Here is a 23,959-nt window from a genome sequence, read left to right as displayed (position 1 = left end):
TTGATGTTGGTGGACGATCATTCTATCGTTCGAGATGGTATTCGGCTCTTGTTAGAACAAGCCGAAGGCCTCGAAATTATTGACGAAGCCAACGATGGCGAAGAAACGCTCGATAAACTAAAAGCATATCAGCAAAACCCAGAACAACTGCCCGATCTGATTCTGATGGATATTTCGTTGCCAGGTATGTCGGGCATTCAAACGGCTCAGGTTGTTACTCGTCTCTATAAAAATGTCCGGGTTCTGATGCTATCGATGCATAATAATGAAGATTACATCCTACGCTCAGTGGAAGCTGGTGCATATGGGTATATTCTAAAGGATTCTTCGTCGGATGAGATGATCAAGGCGATTCGCACCATTGCCAGTGGAGAAAAATACTACAGTTCTCCGGTAGCCTCGATTATTTTGAGTGGCTACATGCAGCAACTAAAAAAAGGCAGTAAGCAGAATCGTACCGAACGCCAATCGAAGTTGTCGAATAAGGAAAAAGAGATTTTACAATTTCTGGTAGCTGGAATGAGCAGCCGCGAAATTGCAGAAAAATTGCAGTTGAGCGTCCGTACGGTTGATAATCACCGGGCTAACATGATGCGAAGGCTGCAAGTACGCAATGCTGCCGAGTTGGTCCGAATGGCCGTTGAGGATAAATTGATCTAAATGATCAACGAGTCTTTCTGGAAAATTGTGAACTCACAAATTCTTTTTTAGGTTTGCAACCAAACCGGCTTAGTGCCGGTTTTCCATTCTTGTTTTACTACATTAATAAGATAGAGTTTATCAACTAAAACCACCTCAATTATGTCACTCCGTTTAGGCGATATCGCCCCTGATTTCGAGGCCGACACAACCCAGGGCCATATACACTTTCATGAATGGTTAGGCGATTCATGGGGAATGCTGTTTTCGCACCCAGCCGATTTTACACCAGTTTGTACGACCGAATTGGGCAAAACGGCCTTACTAAAAGATGAGTTTGGTAAGCGAAACGTAAAAGTTATTGCCGTATCGGTCGATGATCTGGATTCGCATAATCGTTGGACACCAGATATTAAGGACGTTACGGGGTCAGAAGTGAATTTCCCATTGATTGCTGATCCAGACCGTACGGTTGCTACACTTTACGATATGATTCACCCGAATGCCAGTGAAAAAGCAACAGTTCGTTCGGTATTTGTGATTGGGCCTGATAAGAAAATCAAATTGACATTAACGTATCCAGCATCAACTGGCCGTAATTTCAATGAGCTACTTCGGGTAATTGATTCGCTTCAACTAACCGCTAATTATCAGGTAGCTACACCTGCTGACTGGCAGGAGGGGGAAGACGTAATTGTAACCCCAGCTGTACCAAACGATCAGCTGGAAGGGAAATTTCCCAAAGGAGTTACGTTTGTGAAGCCCTATTTGCGCACAACTCCCCAGCCTAATAAATAAGTTATAAAGTTTAAAAGTTGTTGAGCTAGAAAGTGTCTCTACGGGGCCATTAACTTTCTAACTCGACAACTTTTAAACTTTACGACTAAACACAAAGTTGGAGCTTCGTTATGAACTAACTAATCTTAACGTGATGGCGAAGCAACAAAATGACAATCCAGAACATGCTGAGGGGCCAGTAGCTACGGCTATTGAAGAACAAACAGCGAAATTACCCTCAGATCTTTTCTTGTGGGCCTCCTTGGGGTCGATGGCAGCTTCATTAGCCTTACAGGCGATGGGGCACCGGAACCGGAGTTTATTTGTAGGCCAATGGGCGGCTCCTTTCTTATTGTTAGGTTTATACAATAAGCTAGTTAAATTGGAAGGCCACGATTAAACACGATTAAATTAGAATACTATAAAAGTTGGAGCCCGTTGCTTAGTCAATGGGCTTTTTGTTTCCATTAGGTTCGATAAGAAAGCTGTAATTTTGAGCTGGAAAGTAATGATCTGAATGAAAGTTCGCGTACTATACAAGCTTATATCTAGGCGATATGGGCGGTTAATTATTGCCTTTTTGCTCGTTGCGGTTGGTATCTGGGTATTTCGTCGAAAAAAGCCGGATGAAATGAAGTGGCAGTATGTTCAGGCTTTTGGCATCCACTTACCTATGCGTTATACCATCCACGGCATTGATGTATCCAAGCATAATGATCGGATAAATTGGGCAAGTGTTCGAAAAATGGAAGCAGAAGGGATTAGACTCCAATTTGTGTTTATTAAGGCAACTGAAGGAGCGACGCTGGCTGATAAACACTTCGACAAAAATTGGCGGGAGGCCAAAAAAATAGCCCTCCATCGGGGTGCCTACCACTTTTTTCACCCCACGCGAGATCCACTAAAACAAGCGAATAATTTTATTCGTCACGTTACGCTCAAACCTGGCGATTTTGCGCCAGTAGTCGATTTTGAAGTAGAAAACGGGCAAACAGATAAAGTCATCGTGGAAGGACTCAAGCTCTGGCTGGAAACGATTGAAGATCACTATCAGGTTCGTCCCATCATTTATACGAATGGCAATTTGTACCGGCGGTATATCAAAGGAAATTTAGACGATTACCCACTTTGGATAGCTGATTATTCGACCAAGCATCTACGTAATTATGACCTTGATAAATTATATTTCTGGCAGCATAGCCAAAATGGATACGTAAGTGGCATTCGTGGACAGGTCGATTTTAATGTATTTGTGATGGACGAGACCCGAATGCAGGAAATTTGCCTATAAATTATTGCTGCCAGATTTCCCAGGCTTTTTCGGCCTGCAATTCCAGCATTCGTAAGCCATTATGGACAGCTGCACCATATGCCTGACCACGCTTCATAAACAGTGTTTCGGCAGGATTATAGACTAGATCGTATAACAAATGTCGAGAGGTCAACAGGTGATAGGGGAGAGTTGGAGCTTCATCAATTCGTGGATAGGTGCCTACTGGAGAGCCATTAATAATGAGTTGATAAGTATCTAAAACGGTGTCTAACTCGCTATAAGTAAACCCATTCGCGTTTTTCGTGCGTGAAACGAACTTGTAAGATATACCTAAATCTGTAAGCGCAACGGTAACCGCTTTAGAAGCCCCGCCCGTACCTAGAACTAACGCCTGTAAGTCAGTAGGTTTACGATCAAGTGATTTTAGCCAGTCAAGTAAGGAGTTTTGGAAACCGTAATAATCAGAATTATAGCCGGTTCGTGAACCGTCGATTTCTAGCTTGATAACGTTGACAGCACCAATTTTTTCGGCTGATGCATCCAGGCGATCAAGATACGGTAAGACGGCTTGTTTATGAGGAATCGTTACATTCAGCCCACGTAATCCGGATAAGTTAAATAAGTTTGATAAGGCCGAAAGATCGGCCATTTCGAATAAATCGTATTGGCTGTTCTTAATGCCTTCTCGTTCGAATTTCTCTGAAAAATACCGTTGAGAGAAAGAGTGCGTGAGTGGAAAACCAATAAGGCCGTAACGATTCATGGAAAAGGGTTAAAATAAGATGCCACAGCATTTAGCAGTGGCATCTTTACATTGACTGGTTGTATTGCCACATTTAAGCACGAGCGCGCTTCTTGAAAAATTCAATAATAATTGGTAGTATCGATAACCCCACAATACCGAAAACAACAAGCTCAAAATTCTTCTGAACAATCGGGAAGTTACCGAAAAAATAGCCAAGTAACGAGATGCTGGTCACCCACAGTATCGCACCAAGAATGCAGAAGCGTATATACGTGCTGTATACCATGCTACCGGCCCCAGCTACGAAAGGAGCAATGGTGCGCACAATAGGAATAAATCGCGCAATGATGACCGTCCGACCGCCATATTTGGCATAAAATTTTTCGGTTTCGGCAATGTATTCGCGTTTGAAGAAGAGTATTCGCTCCCGCGTTTTAATCCGGTTGCCCAAAAATTTCCCAACAAAATAATTTACGTTGTCGCCTAATAGGGCTGCGCCAATGAGAAGGGGGATAATGACCCAAACGCTTAACTCATTCGTTGGACGGGCCGCTAATGCTCCAGCGGCAAAGAGTAATGAATCGCCAGGAAGGAGTGGCATGACAATCAGCCCTGTTTCCGTGAAAACGATCAGAAATAATATGGCGTAAAGAAGTACGCCATATTCATTAGCCCACAGATCAAGATAGCGATCCAGGTGAAGTAAAAAATCGAGTAGTGATTTAATTAGATCCATATATAAGTCGTTAGTCTATAGTTAGAGGAGTCAGTGGTCATGTAGCTTCGCTGTCACTAGATTGTAGGAAATAAATATGCCAGCCACTAATGACTATCGACTGTTGACTATTGACTTAAAAAATGCATAAACGTGTCACCACGAAGTCCTAAACGAATGGTTTCTAAGGGGATAACTTCGTGAGGAGCAATATTGCCGAGATTGACATTGGCACCGAGAAGTTTTACGAACCAGACTTGCTGCTCTTTTTGAGGTGCTTCCCAGAGAATACTTTCAAAGGGAACTTGCGTCAGAATTTCTTCAACCAATCCTTGGCGAACTTCACCACTGGAGCGGAATAAACCAACTGTTCCTCCCTCTCGCGCTTCGCCAATAACTTTCCAGGCACCCGCCTGCAACTCGGCCTTCATTAGTTGTATCCACTTATAAGGAGGGATAATTTTCGCTTCGTCTTTGGAACCTACTTCGGAGAGGACGGTTACCTGAGTGGCCAATTGACGGATATATTCGCATTTGTCATCCTGGCTCATATCGATGGAACCGTCAGACACTTCGGCATATTCCATACCGTATTTATCTAATAGTTTTCGATACTCATCAAATTGATTGCGGACAACAAAAGCTTCGAACAAAGTGCCACCAAAATAAACTGGAATGCCCACTGACCGATAAATGGCTAGCTTTTCTTTCAAGTTTGGTGTAACAAACGACGTTGCCCAACCCAGTTTAACAATGTCGGCGTAGTTTGCAGAGGTTGATAAGAAATCCTCTACTTCCCGCAGACTTAGCCCTTTATCCATGACCATCGTTAACCCACTCTGGCGAGGTTTCGCGGTCCGTTCGGGGAGCTGCGTAAGCGTATAATTCATACGAAGTAATCAAGTAAGCGTATTAAAAATCGCCCAAAAGTAGTACAAGTCTTGGAAACCTCCCAAGAAAGTCCATAATTAATCGCGTCCTATGGGCTTATAGCTTAGTTAAATGCTATTTTTGCCGGATATGGACAATTCTGAAAATACTCGTTTAGCTTTCTTCCGTTCTCGAATTGGGCAGAATATGAGCAGTAGTATATCACCTGTAGGGCGTTGGCTCAATGGTATAATTCGAGAGGTTACTTATGGACGCCTGGTAGCAGATTTTACAATTCGCCCTGAAATGACAAACCCGGCGAACATATTACATGGTGGCATTGCATCGGCGATTTTGGATGAGCTAATTGGGGCTATGGTGTTTTCGCTGGGCCGCGAATATGCTTTTACGAGTGTGAACCTAACAGTTGATTTTTTACATGCCGCCAGGTTAAATGATGTAGTGACCGCAACGGCTGAAGTAGTACGAGAGGGGAGAAATATTATTCATTGTGAAGGGCGTATAGTCTCTACCGATGGTAAAATAATTGCCAAATGCACTACCAATCTGATTCAGACCTCCGCAAAATTACCTTTTTAATAGAAGTTCGATAAAGAGCATAATACACATTGGTTAGTTAAGAAGTTATTTTCTATCAAATTGAGAGGTAATAGGTACTTTAGAACCTATGCATAGAAGAAGAAGGTGATCTATGATTATTTTGTTAAGAGAACGAATTATGAGAAATAGGGTTTTCAGTTGAATGTATTGATGATTTTTTGATACAAAAAGAAGAAAAATAGCTTTGGCCATTGCTAAGTCCGAGAATTATTTTTTAATCACCTATTTATTACTATAATTGACCAGTATTAAAAGAAGAAGATGTTTTGAAGACAATTCAGGCAGATAAGTAGTATTATTAGTAGAGAATTGCTTTTGATTTCGTAGAAAAAATAGTAAGCAACTGCCCAGTAGAAGTTGTACTGGATACAGATAGCGAAAAAATATTGACAAGATGAACTGACTTTTGCAATTCAGTCTTAACATTGCAAAAAAATACTGAAAAGGGCTGTTTAGTGTATTCAGTATATTGAATGGCTAAGAGCTGTAAAACACTTTACAGGTAGGTTTCTTCGAAATGCAAGGTGGTTTTAGGTAGCTCAAACATATTTTTTTTAGGATATATGAAACTTTGAGAAACATTTAACCAAAAAAATAGTCATATACGTGATGCCGATGAACCGTAATAGGTTTTTGTAAAAAATGATAAGCGAATTGAACAATTCACCCTCGTAGTGACCTAACCGTTCGCTAAGTTTTTTCAGATACATTTGGAAGAATAAAAGTTTAGTTAGAAACATTGCGTCAAATTAACTCAATAAATATGCGAACATTTATCCAACAACACCCCCTGCGGATGCTGGCTGGACTCGTGTTGCTAAGTTTTGCAATACCTACTGTTAGCCTTGCTCAACAGGCTACCTCAAGTCCATCATCAACGACTTCCAGTGGAAGTTACATGCGCGAGAATATCTATCGATTAGGGAATGGTATTTATACCGATACCCTAAAAAGAACGGATTTCAAGGCGCAAGCCAGTGATGTGGCTGAACTAGACGATTGTGACACGACTTTTCAAACGTTTATTCTTGTCCGGCGTTTATCGCCCTGGCGAATTGGTTTATTCGCTGGGCCCAACTTTGCTTATTGCGGTACTTGGGAAAACACCTTTGGACCGACTAAGCGAGATAACACTCTTTACAACGGAGCGGGCTTTAACATTACCGCAAATGTTGATTACTTCTTGACACCAGCTACCCGCCGACTGCGGTTTGCTATAGGGGCTGCGTTCGGTTATCAGAATTATATTACACGAGGTATTTATCGTGACTATTTATATAGTCTGGCTGCGTCTCGTGGCTTCAGTAATAATCAGGTAACTATCAATCAGCGAGCTTCGGAAGATATGTTCCTGACAGTTGGTCCTGTATTGACGTTTACACTGGCACGGAGCCGTAAGAACCCTGATGCAACCACATTTATTGAATTAGGAGCACGAGGTGGTTTATTCCGTACAGAAGCGGCAACGATTGCTGCCTTCACGCCATCGACACTGACGTTGCCTGGCACTCCTTCTTTTGTAACGGGTGGTGGATTGATTCGTTCGGTAAATCCAAGTTCAAACCTATATCATTTAGGGGCATTAGGATCAGCAGCTATTTTCTTCCCAATTGGTCGTAATAACTGGAACATTGGGATTCAGGGACAGGGCTTTATCACTAAGTTGAACTACCTGATCGTCAATGGTATCGATGATCAACTGTACGAGTTCAAACGGACGCATGGTGGTTTCAGTGCTGGTGTAGCTGTACGGAAAGGATTTGTTCAGAAAAAGCTTATCCCCAAAGCTCCCGTATCCTGCCCAACCTGCGAACAGTTGCCCGAGTTGAATGTTCGATTCAATGGAGCATCGCTCAAAGGAGCATCGCTATCGTATGTTGACAACAACGCTCAGCAGACAACCCCAGTAAACACAAATGCTACAGCACCAGTGATTAGCTGGAAAAGCACAACGCCGAATCCGAGAAATGAGACTTTTACAGCTCGTCTGTACTACCGCCCGGATTCAGTTGTTGCAGGAAATACGGATCAGGTAATTGCTCAATTAGAAAATACGACCGATACGACACTGACGTTCCCAGCCGCTTATTTCTCAGCTGGACAGATGACTCCAGGTTTCTATTATGTAACGGTTCATACCAAGCAAACGGCTAAATGTGGAACCTGTATCAGTGAAGTGGCTACAACAAGCTTCGCTAGTGTGAAACCGAAAACGGTTGCTCTGGCAGAGTGCGAATATCGTCACCGCCTGGAACGCCTGGAAGTATATTACCGGACACCATACACACGTGAAGTGGCTAACGTCTGTTACTGTAATGGTACTGTTACCTCAGTGGGCGACACCGTTACCCGGTTACGTTATCGTGGCCTAAACCGCCGTCTGGCAAATAGCGAGGTTGAGTTCGATACCAACACGGTTATTCTGAACCTGAGCGAACTACCAGGTGGTTTAGCACAACAGTTACAGGCTGAGAAAGCTAAAATTGAAAGCGGCAACGCAATCCGCTTCAAAGGTCGCCGAGTACGCCCACAAGTTCAATACTTCCGTGCCGTGTTCACCGTTACCAAACTGCCATGCAACGGTCAACCTGAACAAGTGGTGGGTAGCTTCAACACGACGATCAGTGATAATAGCTACACAATTACTGATCTGAAGCCGCTGACAAGTGAGCAAAAAGCTAAACTGCTTGCTCCTCCAGCTCCGAAGAAACAACCAGTACGTCGTCGGGGCGGTAACAGTGGTCGCCGGGCAGATGTAATGTTCGGAGTTGAATAATCGACTGAATAAAAACAAAAAAACCGAGGGCCAACGCTCTCGGTTTTTTTGTTGGATGGATGTGAAAGTCTGTACGTTTCTAAATAATTGACTTGCCTAAATCAATGCGTACGCTTCTAGTACTTATTCTATTTCATAGTTTTATTACCATGCTTGATGCACAACCCAATAGTACCATTATTCCTGTTGGCTCGACGGAAATGCAGACTTACTCATTTAGGCTCCGGCCAGAGCAGGATCTGAATAAAGAAATTCAAGCCATTGTACGGCAGGAACGGATTGGCGCTGGAGCAATATTAACTTGTGTGGGTAGCTTAACGGATGTGAAACTGCGGTTAGCCAATCAGACGATAATCAATGAATGGAAGGGGCATTTTGAAATTGTATCTCTAGTTGGAACATTATCGACTAATGGTAGCCACCTTCACCTATCAGTTTCTGATTCAACGGGTAAAACCTTGGGTGGACATTTGGTCGATGGTTGTAAAATTTACACTACGGCTGAAATTTTGATTGGCGTTATACCTGATATAATCTATTCGCGAGAGCCTGACCCGACAAATGGCTATCGTGAGTTAGTAATCCGAAAACGGAGAAGGAAATAAACACAAAAGCCATCGGATTCCGATGGCTTTTGTGTTTAGAATATAGGCTATTTAATTACGTTTGCTCATTTCATCGCGAATCTTGGCTGCGCGTTCATACTCCTCATTACCAAGCGCTTCATCAAGCATTCGCTGTAATTCCTCAGACGAAGCATTTTTGAGCTGATCGCCAAATGAGCGGGTTGAAGGGCGATTGGATGAACGTACGAGTTCTTCCTGTTCTTCCTCTTCTTCACTACCACTGGCTGTGATACCAGCCTCTGATAAGATTGATTCGTTGGTATAAATAGGCACGTCGAATCGAATACCGATGGCTATAGCATCGGATGGGCGAGCGTCGATAACCGATTCTCGAACACCATCAAAGCAAATGATTTTCGCAAAGAAGATCCCTTCTCTTAAATCAGAAATCATGATTTCTCGAACCGTGAACTTGAATTGTTCCGCAAACTGCTTGAACAAATCATGAGTCATCGGACGGTTCGGAACGATTTTCTCTATCTCAATGGCAATGGCCTGCGCTTCAAACATGCCAATGATTATAGGCAAGCGACGGTTGCCATATTCTTCACCCAATACCAGTGCAAACGAACCCGATTGCGACTGGCTTGGCGATAGTCCTAATATTTCCAGCTTAATCTTATCCACGACGCAAATTTAGCAATTTTTAGTCTGTAGTCACCAGCCAAGAGTCGATAGTACAATATGTTTTTCCTATTGACTGATGACTGTAAACTATAACGCCTTCACTGCCTTCGTTAAGCGGGGTAACACGTCGAATACATCACCGACGATACCGTAATCTGCTGACTTGAAAAAAGGCGCTTCAGGGTCCTTGTTGATAACAACAATTACCTTCGAGGAGTTTACTCCGGCTAAGTGCTGAATCGCCCCTGATATACCACAGGCAATATACAGATTTGGGCTGATTTTAAGTCCAGTTTGGCCAACGTGTTCAGAGTGAGGGCGCCAGTCTAAGTCTGAAACGGGTTTCGAACAGGCTGTCGCTGCATGAAGTGCACTAGCTAAATCTTCAACAATTCCCCAATTTTCTGGCCCTTTCAGCCCACGACCGGCTGATACAACCAAATCCGCTTCGGGAAGTAGAATATCTCCCGTTGATTTATCCGTGCTTTTTACAGAAATGGCAAAATCAGCATCATTGAGTGACGGAGTGAACGATTTTACCGTAGCAGTTGCGTCTTTTTCTTCAGGTGTTATTGTATTTTTTTTGATCGCCAGAATGTTTACATCAGCTTTCAAGTCATTATAAGCAAATGCCTTGCCCGTATAAATACTGCTTTTGACACGAAAACCGTTCGATAGGTCCGGAAGATCGACTACATTGGCTGCTAAACCGGCTTTTAGTTTACCCGCCAATCGGGCAGTCATAGCATCCGCAAGCGATGATTTCGCCAATACAATTACTTTGCTTCCTTCCTGCTGGGCAGCTGCAGCTACGACCGTGGCATATGCCATACCATTCGGTTCAACCAATTTGGCATCGGCTGCATGGAGTACACTCGTGGCTCCAAAACGCCCGGCTGAAGCTAATTCAGCATCATAAGCAGAACCTATAATAACGGCTGTGGCCGTAGAACCCAGCATTTCGGCGACTTTAGCGCCATAGAAAATAGCTTCCTGAGAAGATTTCTTGATTTTACCTTCGTCTAATTCGGCAAATATGAGAACTGACATTTTTTGAGAAGTTAGAGAGTTATAGGGTTGTAAAGTTTTATAGTTACAGCATGTCATAAAATAACTGTATAACTATACGACTCTTCAACTTTGCAACTTAGTTTTAAATGACTTTAGCTTCAGTGTGAAGAAGTTGGATGAGCTTTTCGGCTTCGTCGGCAGGAATCATTTTGACGGCACCACGTGGCGCTGGCAATTCATAGCTGGCAACAGTCGTCAGTTTGTCGGTGCCGACGGGCTCAACTACTTTAAGTGGTTTTGTTCGAGCCGTCATAATACCGCGCATATTTGGAATTTTCCATTCGGCAATGGGTTCCTGACAACCAAGTACAAGAGGCAGTTTTGCCTCCAAACTTTCTTTTCCGCCTTCAATTTCCCGTGTAATTTTTGCCGTATCTCCATCCAGATCAAGTAGCATAACAGGCGAAATAGATGGTATACCAAGCATTTCGCCAACGATCCCATGAACTTGGCCTCCATTAAAATCAATGGATTCACGGCCCATTAGAATCAGATCATAGTTATTTTCTTTGGCGATAGCTGCAATCTGTTCAGCAACAAAATAAGCGTCGGTTGGTTCGGCATTGACACGGATTGCATCGTCGGCACCGATAGCCAGGCACTTACGAATTACAGGTTCTGAATCGGCTTCCCCCACATTCAGGACGGTGATGGAAGCATTGGTTTTCTCTTTTAACTCAACGGCTCTTGCCAAAGCATAGTCGTCGTAAGGACCTGTAATGAAGGTTACACCAGCCTTGTTTAGTTTGGTATTATTGTCCGTAAACGAAATCTTGGTGGTGGTATCGGGAACGCTGGTTACGCACACTAATATTTTCATGCTTATCAGGGTTTTGTGATAAATACCAATCAACTAATAGATACTCAATTGCAGTAAATAAGCTACAATTGGCGAACAACTATTAGGAGATAGTTAATTTTATGGCTCAAAAATACAAATCAATTTTAAAATAGTATGCTTGCATACTATTTTTCTCGAAAGTATGAATCAGGAGCGAATTCAGCAATTAATACAATTTGTAGAGGAAGAACCGGAGAATCCATTCAATGTTTATGCATTGGCTCTGGAATTTATGAAGAGCAATCCAGATCAGGCTCGGGAGTATTTCGATCAGTTACTCTCTAAATTCCCTGATTATTTGCCAACGTATTATCACGCGGCTGCGCTTTATGCGGAGCTTGAGGAGCGCGAAAAGGCGGCTGAATTATATGAGAAAGGAATCAAGTTAGCCTTGGAACAGAGTAGTAATAAAACCTTTCAGGAGTTGAAGCGTGCCCAACAGGCATTTGAGGATGATGACGATGATTGGTAGTGTAAACTGACAAATTTACCGTCGTCGGGTTTTCTTTTGCTGAACGAAATCCTGCTTAAATAAAAGCGGGACAGTTGATTGCTCTGGTATTGTATAGTTGATGGCGAGGTAATGGGCATTTTGTACTTTAGGTAAGTAAACAAATCCTCTTATCGACTCACCGGCCGCCAGCGTATTGGCTTTTAAGGCTAGCTCTCGCCACCGATACTCTTCATAATCATAGCGTTGCATCCGGTCGGCAAAGGTACTATAATCAATCGCCCGTTTTATGGCAATACCCTGATACGCAAAGCTATGAGCAACCCGATTGTTGGTGTATTCACGGTAAGAACGGCTATTACTCGACGAGGAAACGTCTGACGCAATAGCAGCTACCATCAACACTGTATTCAATATTTTGGCCCGTTTTAGCCTTTTCTCTTCCTGTTTGCGCTTGACATTCATTCGGCCAGCTTCGTAAGTGGGGTCAGCGGCAGAGCGTGTAACTGCTAGATGTATATTGCTTTGCTCTCTAAGGGTATCCTGAGCAGCACCAAGAGCAACAAAATGAAAATCAGCAGGATTTATTTCAATCGGATGGTCTGTACGGTTTTTAATTTCAATATCCAGCGCAATAAACTCTAAATCCTCCTTCTCAAAGGAGGCAACAACACCTATGCCATTTTGCTCAGCCTTCGTTACAGGCTTACCATCAATAGTCGCTACGTCGCCCGAAACTGGCTCCAGACGGTATGTAGTTATTGTTGGAGCACAACTACTTAAACCACTGACCAACAGGCCAATGGAAAGTATAGATTTATATGGTAGGGTAGATAGTGCTTTCATAAAACATTTGTCGTTTATACTGGCCAGGGGAATTGACATCGTAAAAGTACGTATGAAGAAGATTTGTTTGTACTGGGCTATCCCTAGTTTTTTATAAACGGCCCGTTTTAGTTACCGTTGGATAAAAGACAACTAAACTCCTGCCAGTCAGTAGCTTAAAAAGCTGTAAAATTAGCATGACAATTTATATCGTTTTTGTCGAAGCAATTATAAATAGATGCGTCTTGCTATTTCAGGATTAATCAGCCTTTTTTTATTAAACAGCCAACGGCTACCAAGTCAAAATCTTGGAGGAAACTGGGTTGGCGTGCTTTCGTCGCCTAAATCTTCTGCTGTGAGTCTGCAAAGTACACTTCTACTTCGCATCTCAGCGCAGGAAGTAACAGGCGAACTACGAGTGCAATCGGGAGATAAACAGGATCAATATTCCTTGAAAGGTATTGCAAATGGGCAGAAGATACAGGGAACGGCAATCTACCCAGCAGACGGTTCCGTTTTTCAATTTGAGGGACAGCTGCAAAATGAAAAACTTTTGTTTGCAATAGGGCAGAATGGTGCAGCTTTGATGGTAGGGGCTTTGGCTCGAAAGGGAAATGAAACGGCGAGTAACTCACCCATCGATCAAGCAAAATCTGCAGAGTCAATACCATCAGATAAGAATCTTTATCGCGACCCAAATTTGATTGGTGCCTGGCGAACGGAAAGTAATTATGGCGGAGGTATTACTGATGGTGGATTTTATGGGAATACGTCATCGACCATGCTTCTAAAAGCAGATGGGACATTCGGCGATGGGGGTTCATCAGGTTATGCCAGCGGATCGGGTGTTTCCGTCCAATCTTCCGGGGAGGGGAATAAACAATTGTATGCACAATTAGCGGCTGCCCAAGCACGATGGTTTACCAAAGGAAATGTGTTTTATATACGGTTGAACGTAAACGGAAAATGGCAGGACGTACCCTCAGCAAACTATTACATTGAAAATGGAAAAGTGCTTCTAACAGACTTAAAAACAGGCAAAAAGACGCTCTATTATAAAGTAGAATAGGATATAGATTAGTAACTAATTGATCGGACAAAGAATCAGGCATTGTATTTTTTGAGGACTAATTAGCATTGTTCATTTTTTATGGTATTCCGAATAATTAATTTGTAGCGGATATTCGGAATGAAAATTGCTATATTTATTCATTATTTTCCAGCCACATTTAGTATGAGACTTTCTACTGTTACTTTTTTCTTCCTGACCGCTGGCCTGATAACGAATGGGTTTGCTCAAAGCCAGGTTGTTACGCCTGACAACCAGGTTGTTAGCTTTGCATCTCCTAATGGAACCTACAATCTAATAATTGGCCAAAGCACTAGTGCTGTTGTTGGCGGTTCTGGCACGTACAACACGTTTATGGGTAGTATGGCCGGTCAGGGTAATACTACAGGTTCATACAATACCTATTTCGGATACAAAGCCGGTTTCCCGAATACAACGGGTGGTCATAACACCTTTGTTGGCTATGAAGCTGGTAAACTCAATACCGATGGTAGTGATAACGTATTTATCGGTTATAATGCAGGTAAAGGCAGTCAGCGAGGAAACCGTAACCTTATTATTGGACCTAATGCCGGTTTTGAAGCAGTAGACGGACAAGATAATACGTTGCTAGGATCGAATGCTATTGGTGTAGGTGTTGGTTTATCGAATGCTACGGCTGTAGGGGCTAACGCTCGCGTTCTGACGAGCAACGCCATGGTGTTAGGTAATAATGTAAATGTTGGAATTGGTACTTCAGCTCCACAAAACCGCCTTGAGCTAACGGCAGGTGTAGATGGACGTAGTGGTCTTCGATTAACGAATATGACTGCAAACTCACAGACGAACGATGCTACAGCCAATAAATTCCTGACGGTTGATGATAAAGGCGATGTAACATTATCAGGTCGGTTATCAACTGTAGCGATGCATGTTCAGCCTAAATCAGCAAATCAATGGGCTGACTACGTTTTTGCGCCATCTTATAAACTGAAGCCACTGGCAGAAGTAGAGCAATTTATTCAGCAGAACAAACATTTGCCTGATCTGCCAAGCGCTGATCAAATGGTTAAAGAAGGTGTAGAGCTGACGAAACTGTTAGCTACACTGGTCAAACAAAATGAAGAGCTTACCCTGCGCTTAATCGAGCAACAGAAGCGAATTGAGCAACTGGAACGTCAGGCAAGCAAGAAAAAATAAGAAATCATAAGTAAAGCAAAATGGGTCTGGCTGAAAAGTTAGACCCATTTTCTTTTATCAGACAGCCTGAATGGCAAGCCATACATTCCAAAGACCAAGTATAGCTGTCACAACAACAACTAAGCCCATCGCTACATTCTGCGCTAGTGAGTTTCGATACGTATCACCCAGCAATTCACGGTTATTAATCGCAGCAAATAGAAAAATAGTTACGAAGGGAAGGAGAATACCGTTGATGGCCTGTACTGCTACAATCACCGGAATTGGCGTTACGTTTAACAGTCCAAAAGTAAGCCCTGTAAGCATCACGAATAGCCAAATTCCACGATACGTAATTGACCCTTTCTTTACACCCAGTAAGCTCTCCGCGGTTACCGCAGCTGCCAGGGGAGCTGTTAATGAAGATGCAAATCCTGCTGCGAACAAGCCAAACGCAAATAGAGAACCAGCCCAGGAACCTAACCGATCTGTTAATACCTGCGCCATGTGTGGATAGGAAAAATCTTCTGGAATAAGTAAACCAGCCAGAAGTAGTACTACCGAAATAATACCACCTAAAATAACAGCAACCCAAATGCCAAGTCGCATTTCGCTGAGCGATTGACCAGGAACAATACTGGAGCCAAAAAATAGATTGTAAGGGACAATGGTTGTTCCAATTAAACTGTTAATCAGTAGTAAAGAACCGTTAGGGAAACTTGGAACAACCAGCGCCTTAGTTAGTTCGGTGGCTGTGACCGGGGTACCGAATGCTACATATACAAAAGCGCCACCCATAGCAAAAACCACAATACCCAGGAAATTCGCTAGGTTCTGAGTAGAGCCGATCCATAATAAAATGATACAGACTAGGCCAACAACAACAGTTAGTGTTGGGATAGAATAGCCTGTGAGCAGAGCCAGCCCAGATACGGCACCTAGAATATTACCAGCCTGATAAGCAGCGCATCCCAGAAAAATAGCCAGGAATAAAGACCAGGTTATCCAAAGCTTTTGTTTTCCAGTATATGTTTGAGAAATAACCTGGCCTAAATCGTTGCCTGTTGCAATCGTGATGCGGGCTGCGGCTTCCTGTAGCCAGACTGTACCAAGCGTAGCAAATGTGAGTACCCAGAGTAATTGTAAGCCGAATTTTGATCCGGCAATGGCGCAGGCTGTTACAGAACCTGGACCAATAAAAGCAGCCGAAATGACTGACCAGAATAAAACACTACCGAGACCGGAACGGAGGGATAACGATTTGGGCACGTAAAAAAAGCGATGAGAGATGGCCGATGAGTGATGAATGTAAGAAAAAAATCTACACACCCATCACTCATCGGCCATCTCTCATTACTAATAGCACTAAGAAAGATATTTACGCAGCATCCAGGCCATTGCTTCGTGGTCTTCCATCGATTTCGTCAAGAAATCGGCAGTACCTGCGTCATTAAGTTCGTCAGCGCATTTGTCGACATCTTCGCGGAGTTCACGAATAACCTGCTCATGGTCGGATAGTAGATTTTTGAACATAACAGCCGTGTCTTTAGGCGTGCCCGCATCCTCTTTCAGGCTGGTGTTATGTAGAAACTCTGCCATGGTAGCCAATGGCTTACCACCCAATTGACGGATACGTTCAGCCACTTCGTCAATTTCGGCTTCGATGGCTTTATACTGACTTTCAAAGAATTTATGATATTCCATGAAATTCGGTCCAGCCACATTCCAGTGATATTTTCGTGTTTTAATATACAGTACGTGCAGATCCGACAGGAAATCGTTGAGAAGGCTATTGTCCTGTTTCAGAACGTCGGCTTCAAGGCCAATATTGGGTTGCATAACTATAACGTGAGTTTAATTGAGTTGGATATTCATCCTGAAACTACTGCGTGCAGTTTTCTCAATAAATAACCGTCAAATAACCCGTTTGTTTCGTTGTTACAACAAACTGGCCAATACAGATTTAGTATAAATCAGGTCTTGCTTATGCGCTTCAACAGGCCCCATTGTGTTCGGTGAACCTTTCTCCAGGCATTGCTCTAATACCAGCAAAGGAAAAACAGTTTGGGCTTTCAAGGCTGTACCAAGACGTCGGTAATCGATATCGCCATCGCCAAATGTTTCCTGCCAGATGCCATCGCGCGATTGTCGAATGTGAATTTCGACAATCCGCTTTCCGTATAATTTAACAACATCGAAAAGAGCTATCTGCGAATTGCCGGAACCTCGATAAACCCAATGCGCATCCAGGCAAAGCGATACGTTTTTAGGATCGGTCGCCAACAGCATATGGTGAAATTCTCGGGCGGCCTGCCGGTGTTCAGGTGCATGTGTATGGTAGGCTAGGGTAATTCCACGTTTCCGCAGTTCAGCACCCAACCGATCAAGGTTTTTGGCTTGTTCAGTCAAATCTGCATCGGTTTTGTCGGTATCGCTTCCCCATTTGATGGGGCTGGGGTTTGTTACGAATATGCTAGTTCCGGCAGCTCGAGCAGTATCGGCAATAGCAAGAACTGAATCCAGCGATTTTTGAGCTTCGTCGGCTCGGTGAAGTGTACTGTTTACGTACAAAGATGGCATCGATAGCTTATGCTTTTTTAACAAAGGCACAAGCTTAGCCACTTCATCAGCACTCGTGATGGCTGGTTCGTAGGCAGTAATGCCAGTCTGAGCTAGTTCACTGAGTGATGTATCTGGATCGGCCATCCAGGTTTTCCCTCCGCGACTGTAGAAAGTTACCCAGGAATACGAATTACAAGAGATCGGGAATGGTTTGGCTATCGTTCCGGCCTGAGCGGATCGAAACGATGGCAGAAAAGACGCCCCGGCAGACGCAATGAGCGAACGCAGAACATGACGACGATTAAAAGACATAGGGTATAGAATCGCCCGTGAAATGGCGGATGATTAACCGACTAATTCAATCACCTGACCTTCCTGACAGCGCAATACGCGGGCAGGGTATTTGTTCAGGAGATCGTAATTGTGAGTCGCCATCAAAACGGCCGTTCCAGCACTATTGATGGCTTGAAAAACTTTCATAATCTGATCCGATACAGAAGGGTCGAGGTTCCCGGTCGGCTCGTCGGCAATAAGGACAAGGGGTTCATTGAGCATCGCCCGTGCAATAACAACCCGTTGTTGCTCTCCGCCCGATAGTTGGTGGGGCATTTTCTTCTGGGTAGTACCCAGGCCAACCTGCATCAGTACATCAGCAATGCGGTTGTTCATATCAGCCTTATTCGTCCAGCCCGTAGCCTTAAGAACGAATTTCAGGTTGTCTTCAATCGAACGATCAAAAAACAATTGAAAGTCCTGAAAAACAATCCCAATTTTTCGGCGTAAGTAAGGGATTTCGTTCGGTTTTAACCGATCGAGCGAATAACCGGCTACTGTGCCTTTCCCATTCTGAAGCCAGAGATCGGCATATAATGTTTTCAACAAGGATGTCTTTCCACTGCCCGTACGACCGATCAGATAGGCAAAATCGCCTTTATCGATTCGAAACGATACATCGCCTAAAATTAATTTCTTTCCCTGATAAATGTCGGCGTGGTCGAGGGTAAGAACAGGTTCGGTGGAAAACATGGGTTAAGTAATAGTTAGTCGCCAGTCGATAGTCATTTTATATTTAAGACTATCGACTGGCGACTATCGACAAGTTTTACTTTTTCTCAGCTTTTGCGTGGTCGGCGAGGAATTTGGCCAAGCCGATGTCCGTCAATGGATGATTCAGCAACATCTTCATAACGCTCAATGGAGCCGTCATCACATCGGCACCGATTTCAGCACATTGAATAACGTGCATCGGGTGACGTACGGAGGCTGCCAACACTTCGGTTGTATAGCCATAGTTCGTGTAAATATTTACAATCTGCTGAATTAGCTCGATTCCATCCGTTGATACATCGTCTAAACGACCAACGAAGGGCGATACGTATGTAGCACCGGCTTTAGCGGCTAGCAAAGCCTGACCGGCCGAAAATACTAACGTACAGTTGGTACGAATGCCTTTTTCAGAAAAGTATTTGATGGCTTTAATGCTATCGCCACTCATCGGTACTTTTACTACAATATTTTCATCGATTTCGGCCAGCTCTTCGCCTTCTTTGATCATCTCGTCGTAGGTAACCGAGATAACTTCTGCGCTTACGTCACTTTGAACGATTTCACAGATTTGTTTATAATGACGCATTACATTGTCTTTACCTGTAATGCCTTCTTTGGCCATCAGCGAAGGGTTGGTGGTTACACCGTCGAGAATTCCCATTTCCTGGGCTTCACGAATGTCAGCCAGATTGGCTGTGTCAATGAAAAATTTCATAATGAAAAAAAGTGATTAATTGGTCCATAAGCCGTAAGTCAATAAGCATTCTTTTGCCTGATATACTTACCAACCTGCTGCTTAATTAACGATACCAGTTCCGTTCTGAATTTTGCAAACGTGAAGGTACGCATCTTTGCCCGTTTGGGCTTTGTATTGTTTGATAATTAGGTTAGTAAATGTGTCAAGAGTCTCTTCGCGTACCAGATTGATCGTGCACCCACCGAAACCTCCGCCCATCATACGAGACCCCAATACGCCGGGCTGCTGGCGGGCAATATCGACCAGAATATCGAGTTCAGGACAACTGACTTCATACCATTGGCTGAGCCCCTCGTGTGATCCATACATGAGCTGCCCAAATGTAGCGACGTCGCCTGCTTCCAGCGCAGCTACGCCATCAAGCAAACGCTGGTTTTCCTGAACTACATAAGCACACCGCCGATAAATTAAGGGCTCTGTATCGCGCAAATGCTGATCCAGCATTGCTATCGTTACATCGCGTAAGCTTTTTATCTCAGGATAAAATGTCTGTAAAAAATGAACGCCCGCATCACATTCGGCACGTCGGGTATTATACTCGGAGTCTACTAAAGCATGTTTTACCCGCGAGTCGCAAAGCACAATGCTGATGCCATCCATCTGCAAAGGCGCATAGGTGTATTCCAGCGATCGGCAGTCGAGTTTAATTACGTGATCGGCCTTGCCCATCATGCTGGCAAACATATCCATAATTCCGACTTTCGCGCCAACAAACTCATTTTCGGCGCGTTGGGAAAGCTTGACTAACTCAACACGATCAAGACCGAGGTTATACAGTTCATTAATGGCAAAACCAACGCCATTTTCGAGTGCGGCTGACGATGATAGACCGGCACCCATTGGAATTGTTCCACCAAAAACACAGTTAAATCCATTGAATTCGTGCCCTGCTAAACGAAGTTGTACCCCCACACCCAGTAAATAATCAGCCCAGGTTTTCGTTGGCGTTAGGTTGTCCAGGGAGCCCTGAAAGGTTTCATTCAGGTCGTGAGCCACAAAATGTAATTCACGATCGGTACGGGCCCCAACGGCTAAATAAATGGCTTTATCGATAGCTGCTGGCAGAACAAACCCTTCATTGTAATCGGTATGTTCACCGATCAGATTGACCCGGCCGGGCGTGCAAATCAGCAATGGATCAGCTTGAAATAATTCCTGAAATGAATGGGTGAGCTGACTGAGTAGATCCATATGGGGTGTTAAGGATTTAGCGGCCTGATACAGCTAAACGCATAACCCGCTAAACAAAGGAACCGTACTGGACGGAAATAAAAAATGGCAAACCAATGTCTCACCGCTACGACCACCTACCCTTGCTTCGGTCAAGACCTGGGGGATTCAGCAGGAGCTGGTAGCACCGATTTGCCGATGCAAAGGTATAAAATTGTTGATCAAACGACAAAATTTCCCCCGTACCTTTGCGAAAAATCAATTTTGAAAGACATGATTAATGAGCGAAAGATAACTGACAATGAGCGAACGAGCGAACGAGCGAACGAGCGAAAAAAGTTGAGAAAACCACTTACTCGTTTACTTGTTCGCTCGTTCGCTCTTTCGCTCGTTGTAATCGCTTGTAATTCCTCGGATAAATATATTGAACAGGGGAGAAGTTATTTGAAAGAGGGCAAATTTAGGGAAGCCGTACAAGCTTTGAATCAGGCCATCGAAGCTGATCATACAAATGCTGAAGCCTTTAATTCGCGAGGTGTAGCCTATTTTGAACTGAAAGAATTCGCTAATGCTACCCTTGATTACGATCAGGCCATCAAACTGCAACCTGATTTTTACCGACCCTACTACAATCGAGGTTTGCTGAAAGTGGCTCAAAATGATCTGACTGGAGCTTTAAAAGATTACTCCGATGCAATCCGATTGGCGCCAGATACAAGCAAACAAATCAGTGCCGAATTATTTTTGAATCGGGGGCAGTTATTTGCAACACAGGGGCAACTTCAGCCAGCTTTAACTGATTTTTCACAAGCCATTACATTAGATTCTAAAAACGCATTGGCTTTATACAATCGCGGAAATCTGCGCTTTCAGCAGAAAGATTTAGTGGGCGCAATCGAGGATTTTCAGCAGGCTATTAAAGTCGATCCAAAATTCGGGAAAGCGTTTTATGGACTGGGAATTGCGCAGGTATTGAACAATGAACGGGAGTCTGCCTGTTTAAGTCTAAAGCAGGCGCAGGCGCTTGGCTATGCCGATGCTGCAAATGCGGTTGCCGAATATTGTAAATAAGTCAATAGTGAGCAGTCGATAGTCATTAGATTTTTCGTCTGACGATCACTAACTAGTAGCTATTGACTAACGACTGATAACTATTGACTTATTTAGCCATGCGTAGAGCTTTTGGAATCATCTTTGGTTTGCTTTTTATTTTATTTGCGGGCTTTCAGTACAATGATCCTGATCCTCAGGTGTGGATTCCCATTTATGGTATGGCGGCTATTGCCTGCTTTATGGCTTTTGCTGGAGTAGGCAGTTGGTGGTTGTTTGCCGGTTTAGCTGTTTTATATTTTGGAGCCGCTGCGTATCAATGGCCTCCCAAATTCGAGGGATTTCTGTTTAGCGAAATGGGCATGCGAAGTATGAATATCGAAATGGCGCGGGAAGCGGGTGGATTGGCTATTTGTGGAGTAGTGATGGTCGTTCTGGCAATTCTGATGCGTCAACCTATACGACGATGAAACTGATCGAGTGCCCAAGAGATGCCATGCAGGGGCTGGATCAGTTTGTGCCAACGGAGCTTAAAATTCAGTATCTCAATAGCCTGCTTCAAGTTGGCTTCGATACGCTCGATTTCGGAAGTTTTGTCTCGCCAAAAGCCATTCCACAAATGCGTGATACGGCTGAGGTGATCTCTGGTCTTGATCTATCGAAAACGTCAACCAAATTACTGGCGATTGTTGCCAATCTTCGCGGAGTCGAGCAGGCGGTTTCGTATCCTCAAATTCAATACGTTGGCTTCCCACTATCGGTTTCTGAAACATTTCAACAGCGAAATACCAATAAATCAATTGCTCAGGCATTTGCGGAACTTGCAGATATACAATCGCTCTGCGTTACTGCTGGAAAACAATTAGTTGTGTATTTGTCGATGGGTTTTGGAAATCCATATGGTGACCCCTACAGTACTGACATTGTGCATGAATTTACCACACGATTAGTACAAATGGGTGTAACAATTATTGCTCCATCCGACACCGTTGGAACATCGACGCCCGAAACTATTGAAACACTTTTTGAACAGCTTATTAAGGCATTTCCAACTATCGAATTTGGGGCACATCTGCACGCTCGTCCAGGTGAAGCCAGCGCAAAAGTGCTAGCGGCTGTACGTGCTGGTGTTCAGCGAATTGACGGTGCTTTACGAGGATTTGGTGGTTGCCCGATGGCGGCCGATACGCTGACAGGTAATCTTCCCACCGAAGAAATTATTCAAATACTTTCTTCCGAAGGAATTAAACTGTCTATCAATCAGGCCGCTCTCCAAAAAGCCATGATGGTTTCGGCGGGTGTGTTTTAAAGCATAGGGCATAGGGTTATTTATACAGGCTTTATTTACCCTAGGCCACCTTACATAAACATTGCTTGAATTTCTTCTTTTACAGCTTTTAGCGCATCGCTGGTGGGTTGGCGATCCTTTTGGATAATTCGCTCAAAAATTCGTTTCGATAGTTCCAGGGCAGGAGCGTCGGGTCGTGTATCGCCCGATGCCTGATTGATGAGCGTGGCTACTTCGTTCATAGCCGCCTGAATCTGATCCCAAACTTTCTGACTCATATAGACCTGCTGCGAAAGATTGTGGTTATACTCGTCCCGAATTTCCTGAAGAAGCCGCTGTTGAAATTCCAGCACGGTGGTTGAACTGCCACCCAGTCGCAACAATAAATTATTGGGACTGATGCGTTCCAGAAACAAAACCATTCGTTCGTAAGCCTGCAGTCGGATTGGTACAACTGTTTCCGTATAACGAGCCTGTACATCAAAGCGGTGGCGGTCGGCTTCACGCTCCAGCAACAGTTTGACGGTTAAGTACATACCATACAAGACGATGCCTGCAGGAACGATCAGCTTCAGAAAATCACTCAATAGGTCCATAAAAAGGGGGAACGTAGTTCCGTAAAAATGGGTAATTTTGATAAAGGAGTTCTACTGAATACCTAATAAATTATGCTTACAATCGATAATCCCATTCGGGTTCGACCCGATGCGCGTCAACAAATTCTGGACACGCTGCAGGCTAACAAAATTCCTGACGAATATGGATTGCGTGTCGGAATACGGGGAGGTGGTTGCGGATCTTCCTGGTTATTAGGGTTTGATCTGCCTGGCCCCTCCGACGAAGTGTATAACGTAGAAGGTGTACAGGTCATTATTGACCGAAAACATTTGCTTTATGTTTTAGGGGTCGAAATAGGATACGAGATGGGCGGGTATACTGTAGATAAAGCGGCCGATAACCAGGTTACTTCTGTTAGTGCAGATTGAGGATATAGTAGTCAT

28 protein-coding genes are annotated in these 23,959 nt (G+C 43.8%); 14 read left to right on the top strand and 14 right to left on the bottom strand.

The features are described 5' to 3' along the window. Positions 1–3 precede the first annotated feature (3 nt). The 4 genes from ACYVE4_RS12040 (at position 4) to ACYVE4_RS12025 (ending at position 2,707) form a co-directional block, all read left to right on the top strand. The gene (locus ACYVE4_RS12040) at positions 4–660 is read left to right on the top strand and encodes a response regulator transcription factor (RefSeq protein ID WP_461040387.1); all 657 of its coding nucleotides are present in this window, start codon (positions 4–6) and stop codon (positions 658–660) included. Between the two features lie 141 nt (positions 661–801). After that, the gene (locus ACYVE4_RS12035; protein WP_461040128.1) at positions 802–1,437 is read left to right on the top strand and encodes a peroxiredoxin; all 636 of its coding nucleotides are present in this window, start codon (positions 802–804) and stop codon (positions 1,435–1,437) included. Positions 1,438–1,570: 133 nt separating this feature from the next. Next, positions 1,571–1,816 carry a hypothetical protein gene (locus ACYVE4_RS12030; protein WP_461040127.1) on the top strand — a complete coding sequence of 82 codons (246 nt, stop codon included), beginning with the start codon at positions 1,571–1,573 and terminating at the stop codon, positions 1,814–1,816. 117 nt (positions 1,817–1,933) lie between these two features. Further along, entirely contained in the window at positions 1,934–2,707 is a 774-nt protein-coding gene (locus ACYVE4_RS12025) for a glycoside hydrolase family 25 protein (protein WP_461040126.1), read from the top strand. A 1-nt stretch (position 2,708) separates the two neighbouring features. Here the strand turns inward: ACYVE4_RS12025 and ACYVE4_RS12020 are convergent, their stop codons facing one another. The 3 genes from ACYVE4_RS12020 to ACYVE4_RS12010 form a co-directional block, all read right to left on the bottom strand. After that, positions 2,709–3,452, bottom strand: a complete 744-nt coding sequence (locus ACYVE4_RS12020; protein ID WP_461040124.1) for a shikimate dehydrogenase family protein — start codon at positions 3,450–3,452, stop codon at positions 2,709–2,711. Positions 3,453–3,525: 73 nt separating this feature from the next. Then, positions 3,526–4,170, bottom strand: coding sequence for a DedA family protein (locus ACYVE4_RS12015; protein WP_461040123.1), 645 nt, complete (start codon positions 4,168–4,170; stop codon positions 3,526–3,528). A 107-nt stretch (positions 4,171–4,277) separates the two neighbouring features. Beyond that, complete coding sequence (locus ACYVE4_RS12010; RefSeq protein ID WP_461040122.1) at positions 4,278–5,039, bottom strand: phosphosulfolactate synthase; 762 nt, start codon at positions 5,037–5,039, stop codon at positions 4,278–4,280. A gap of 130 nt (positions 5,040–5,169) precedes the next feature. Here ACYVE4_RS12010 and ACYVE4_RS12005 point away from each other — a divergent pair, with 130 nt between their 5' ends. The 3 genes from ACYVE4_RS12005 to ACYVE4_RS11995 all read left to right on the top strand — a co-directional run bounded on the left by ACYVE4_RS12005 (position 5,170) and on the right by ACYVE4_RS11995 (position 9,021). Further along, a complete protein-coding gene (locus ACYVE4_RS12005; protein ID WP_461040120.1) occupies positions 5,170–5,619 on the top strand; it encodes a PaaI family thioesterase in 450 nt (149 codons plus the stop codon). A gap of 817 nt (positions 5,620–6,436) precedes the next feature. After that, a complete protein-coding gene (locus ACYVE4_RS12000; RefSeq protein ID WP_461040385.1) occupies positions 6,437–8,416 on the top strand; it encodes a hypothetical protein in 1,980 nt (659 codons plus the stop codon). A 104-nt stretch (positions 8,417–8,520) separates the two neighbouring features. After that, positions 8,521–9,021 carry a PPC domain-containing DNA-binding protein gene (locus tag ACYVE4_RS11995; protein WP_461040119.1) on the top strand — a complete coding sequence of 167 codons (501 nt, stop codon included), beginning with the start codon at positions 8,521–8,523 and terminating at the stop codon, positions 9,019–9,021. A gap of 51 nt (positions 9,022–9,072) precedes the next feature. Here the strand turns inward: ACYVE4_RS11995 and ACYVE4_RS11990 are convergent, their stop codons facing one another. The 3 genes from ACYVE4_RS11990 to ACYVE4_RS11980 all read right to left on the bottom strand — a co-directional run bounded on the left by ACYVE4_RS11990 (position 9,073) and on the right by ACYVE4_RS11980 (position 11,560). Further along, the gene (locus ACYVE4_RS11990; RefSeq protein ID WP_461040117.1) at positions 9,073–9,669 is read right to left on the bottom strand and encodes a bifunctional nuclease family protein; all 597 of its coding nucleotides are present in this window, start codon (positions 9,667–9,669) and stop codon (positions 9,073–9,075) included. An 87-nt stretch (positions 9,670–9,756) separates the two neighbouring features. Continuing rightward, entirely contained in the window at positions 9,757–10,719 is a 963-nt protein-coding gene (locus ACYVE4_RS11985) for an electron transfer flavoprotein subunit alpha/FixB family protein (protein ID WP_461040115.1), read from the bottom strand. Positions 10,720–10,822: 103 nt separating this feature from the next. Further along, positions 10,823–11,560 (bottom strand): electron transfer flavoprotein subunit beta/FixA family protein, encoded by a 738-nt coding sequence (locus ACYVE4_RS11980; RefSeq protein WP_461040114.1) that lies wholly within the window; start codon positions 11,558–11,560, stop codon positions 10,823–10,825. Between the two features lie 163 nt (positions 11,561–11,723). On the opposite strand from ACYVE4_RS11980, the gene ACYVE4_RS11975 reads away from it, so the two are divergent. Next, complete coding sequence (locus ACYVE4_RS11975; RefSeq protein WP_461040384.1) at positions 11,724–12,053, top strand: tetratricopeptide repeat protein; 330 nt, start codon at positions 11,724–11,726, stop codon at positions 12,051–12,053. A 15-nt stretch (positions 12,054–12,068) separates the two neighbouring features. Here ACYVE4_RS11975 and ACYVE4_RS11970 read toward each other — a convergent pair whose 3' ends face one another. Further along, positions 12,069–12,878 carry a hypothetical protein gene (locus ACYVE4_RS11970; protein WP_461040112.1) on the bottom strand — a complete coding sequence of 270 codons (810 nt, stop codon included), beginning with the start codon at positions 12,876–12,878 and terminating at the stop codon, positions 12,069–12,071. Between the two features lie 217 nt (positions 12,879–13,095). On the opposite strand from ACYVE4_RS11970, the gene ACYVE4_RS11965 reads away from it, so the two are divergent. Both ACYVE4_RS11965 and ACYVE4_RS11960 read left to right on the top strand, forming a co-directional pair. Beyond that, the gene (locus tag ACYVE4_RS11965) at positions 13,096–13,926 is read left to right on the top strand and encodes a hypothetical protein (protein WP_461040111.1); all 831 of its coding nucleotides are present in this window, start codon (positions 13,096–13,098) and stop codon (positions 13,924–13,926) included. Between the two features lie 165 nt (positions 13,927–14,091). Further along, positions 14,092–15,105: a hypothetical protein gene (locus ACYVE4_RS11960; RefSeq protein WP_461040110.1), complete on the top strand. Its 1,014-nt coding sequence runs from the start codon at positions 14,092–14,094 to the stop codon at positions 15,103–15,105. A gap of 57 nt (positions 15,106–15,162) precedes the next feature. Here the strand turns inward: ACYVE4_RS11960 and ACYVE4_RS11955 are convergent, their stop codons facing one another. From ACYVE4_RS11955 to galK, 6 genes are all read right to left on the bottom strand, one after another. Then, positions 15,163–16,353, bottom strand: coding sequence for an Nramp family divalent metal transporter (locus ACYVE4_RS11955; protein ID WP_461040109.1), 1,191 nt, complete (start codon positions 16,351–16,353; stop codon positions 15,163–15,165). A gap of 96 nt (positions 16,354–16,449) precedes the next feature. Further along, positions 16,450–16,923, bottom strand: a complete 474-nt coding sequence (locus ACYVE4_RS11950) for a Dps family protein (RefSeq protein ID WP_461040107.1) — start codon at positions 16,921–16,923, stop codon at positions 16,450–16,452. A gap of 99 nt (positions 16,924–17,022) precedes the next feature. Further along, positions 17,023–17,958 carry a sugar phosphate isomerase/epimerase family protein gene (locus tag ACYVE4_RS11945; RefSeq protein WP_461040106.1) on the bottom strand — a complete coding sequence of 312 codons (936 nt, stop codon included), beginning with the start codon at positions 17,956–17,958 and terminating at the stop codon, positions 17,023–17,025. Positions 17,959–17,991: 33 nt separating this feature from the next. Further along, positions 17,992–18,672: a cell division ATP-binding protein FtsE gene (locus tag ACYVE4_RS11940; RefSeq protein ID WP_461040105.1), complete on the bottom strand. Its 681-nt coding sequence runs from the start codon at positions 18,670–18,672 to the stop codon at positions 17,992–17,994. A gap of 76 nt (positions 18,673–18,748) precedes the next feature. Continuing rightward, a complete protein-coding gene (gene fsa / locus ACYVE4_RS11935; protein ID WP_461040103.1) occupies positions 18,749–19,408 on the bottom strand; it encodes a fructose-6-phosphate aldolase in 660 nt (219 codons plus the stop codon). An 81-nt stretch (positions 19,409–19,489) separates the two neighbouring features. Then, a complete protein-coding gene (gene galK, locus ACYVE4_RS11930; protein ID WP_461040102.1) occupies positions 19,490–20,641 on the bottom strand; it encodes a galactokinase in 1,152 nt (383 codons plus the stop codon). Positions 20,642–20,725: 84 nt separating this feature from the next. Between galK and ACYVE4_RS11925 the strand changes: the two genes are divergently transcribed. The 3 genes from ACYVE4_RS11925 to ACYVE4_RS11915 all read left to right on the top strand — a co-directional run bounded on the left by ACYVE4_RS11925 (position 20,726) and on the right by ACYVE4_RS11915 (position 22,979). Then, a complete protein-coding gene (locus tag ACYVE4_RS11925) occupies positions 20,726–21,691 on the top strand; it encodes a tetratricopeptide repeat protein (protein ID WP_461040100.1) in 966 nt (321 codons plus the stop codon). Positions 21,692–21,789: 98 nt separating this feature from the next. Beyond that, complete coding sequence (locus ACYVE4_RS11920) at positions 21,790–22,140, top strand: transmembrane 220 family protein (RefSeq protein ID WP_461040098.1); 351 nt, start codon at positions 21,790–21,792, stop codon at positions 22,138–22,140. Next, complete coding sequence (locus tag ACYVE4_RS11915; RefSeq protein WP_461040096.1) at positions 22,137–22,979, top strand: hydroxymethylglutaryl-CoA lyase; 843 nt, start codon at positions 22,137–22,139, stop codon at positions 22,977–22,979. The genes ACYVE4_RS11920 and ACYVE4_RS11915 overlap by 4 nt, the downstream gene beginning before the upstream one ends. Positions 22,980–23,029: 50 nt before the next feature. Here the strand turns inward: ACYVE4_RS11915 and ACYVE4_RS11910 are convergent, their stop codons facing one another. Further along, complete coding sequence (locus ACYVE4_RS11910; protein ID WP_461040095.1) at positions 23,030–23,554, bottom strand: DUF7935 family protein; 525 nt, start codon at positions 23,552–23,554, stop codon at positions 23,030–23,032. A gap of 72 nt (positions 23,555–23,626) precedes the next feature. Here ACYVE4_RS11910 and ACYVE4_RS11905 point away from each other — a divergent pair, with 72 nt between their 5' ends. Then, the gene (locus tag ACYVE4_RS11905) at positions 23,627–23,944 is read left to right on the top strand and encodes a HesB/IscA family protein (RefSeq protein ID WP_461040093.1); all 318 of its coding nucleotides are present in this window, start codon (positions 23,627–23,629) and stop codon (positions 23,942–23,944) included. Positions 23,945–23,959 lie beyond the last annotated feature (15 nt).

It is taken from the genome of Spirosoma harenae, from assembly GCF_054776975.1.
This window is presented reverse-complemented; position numbering and strand designations above follow the sequence as displayed.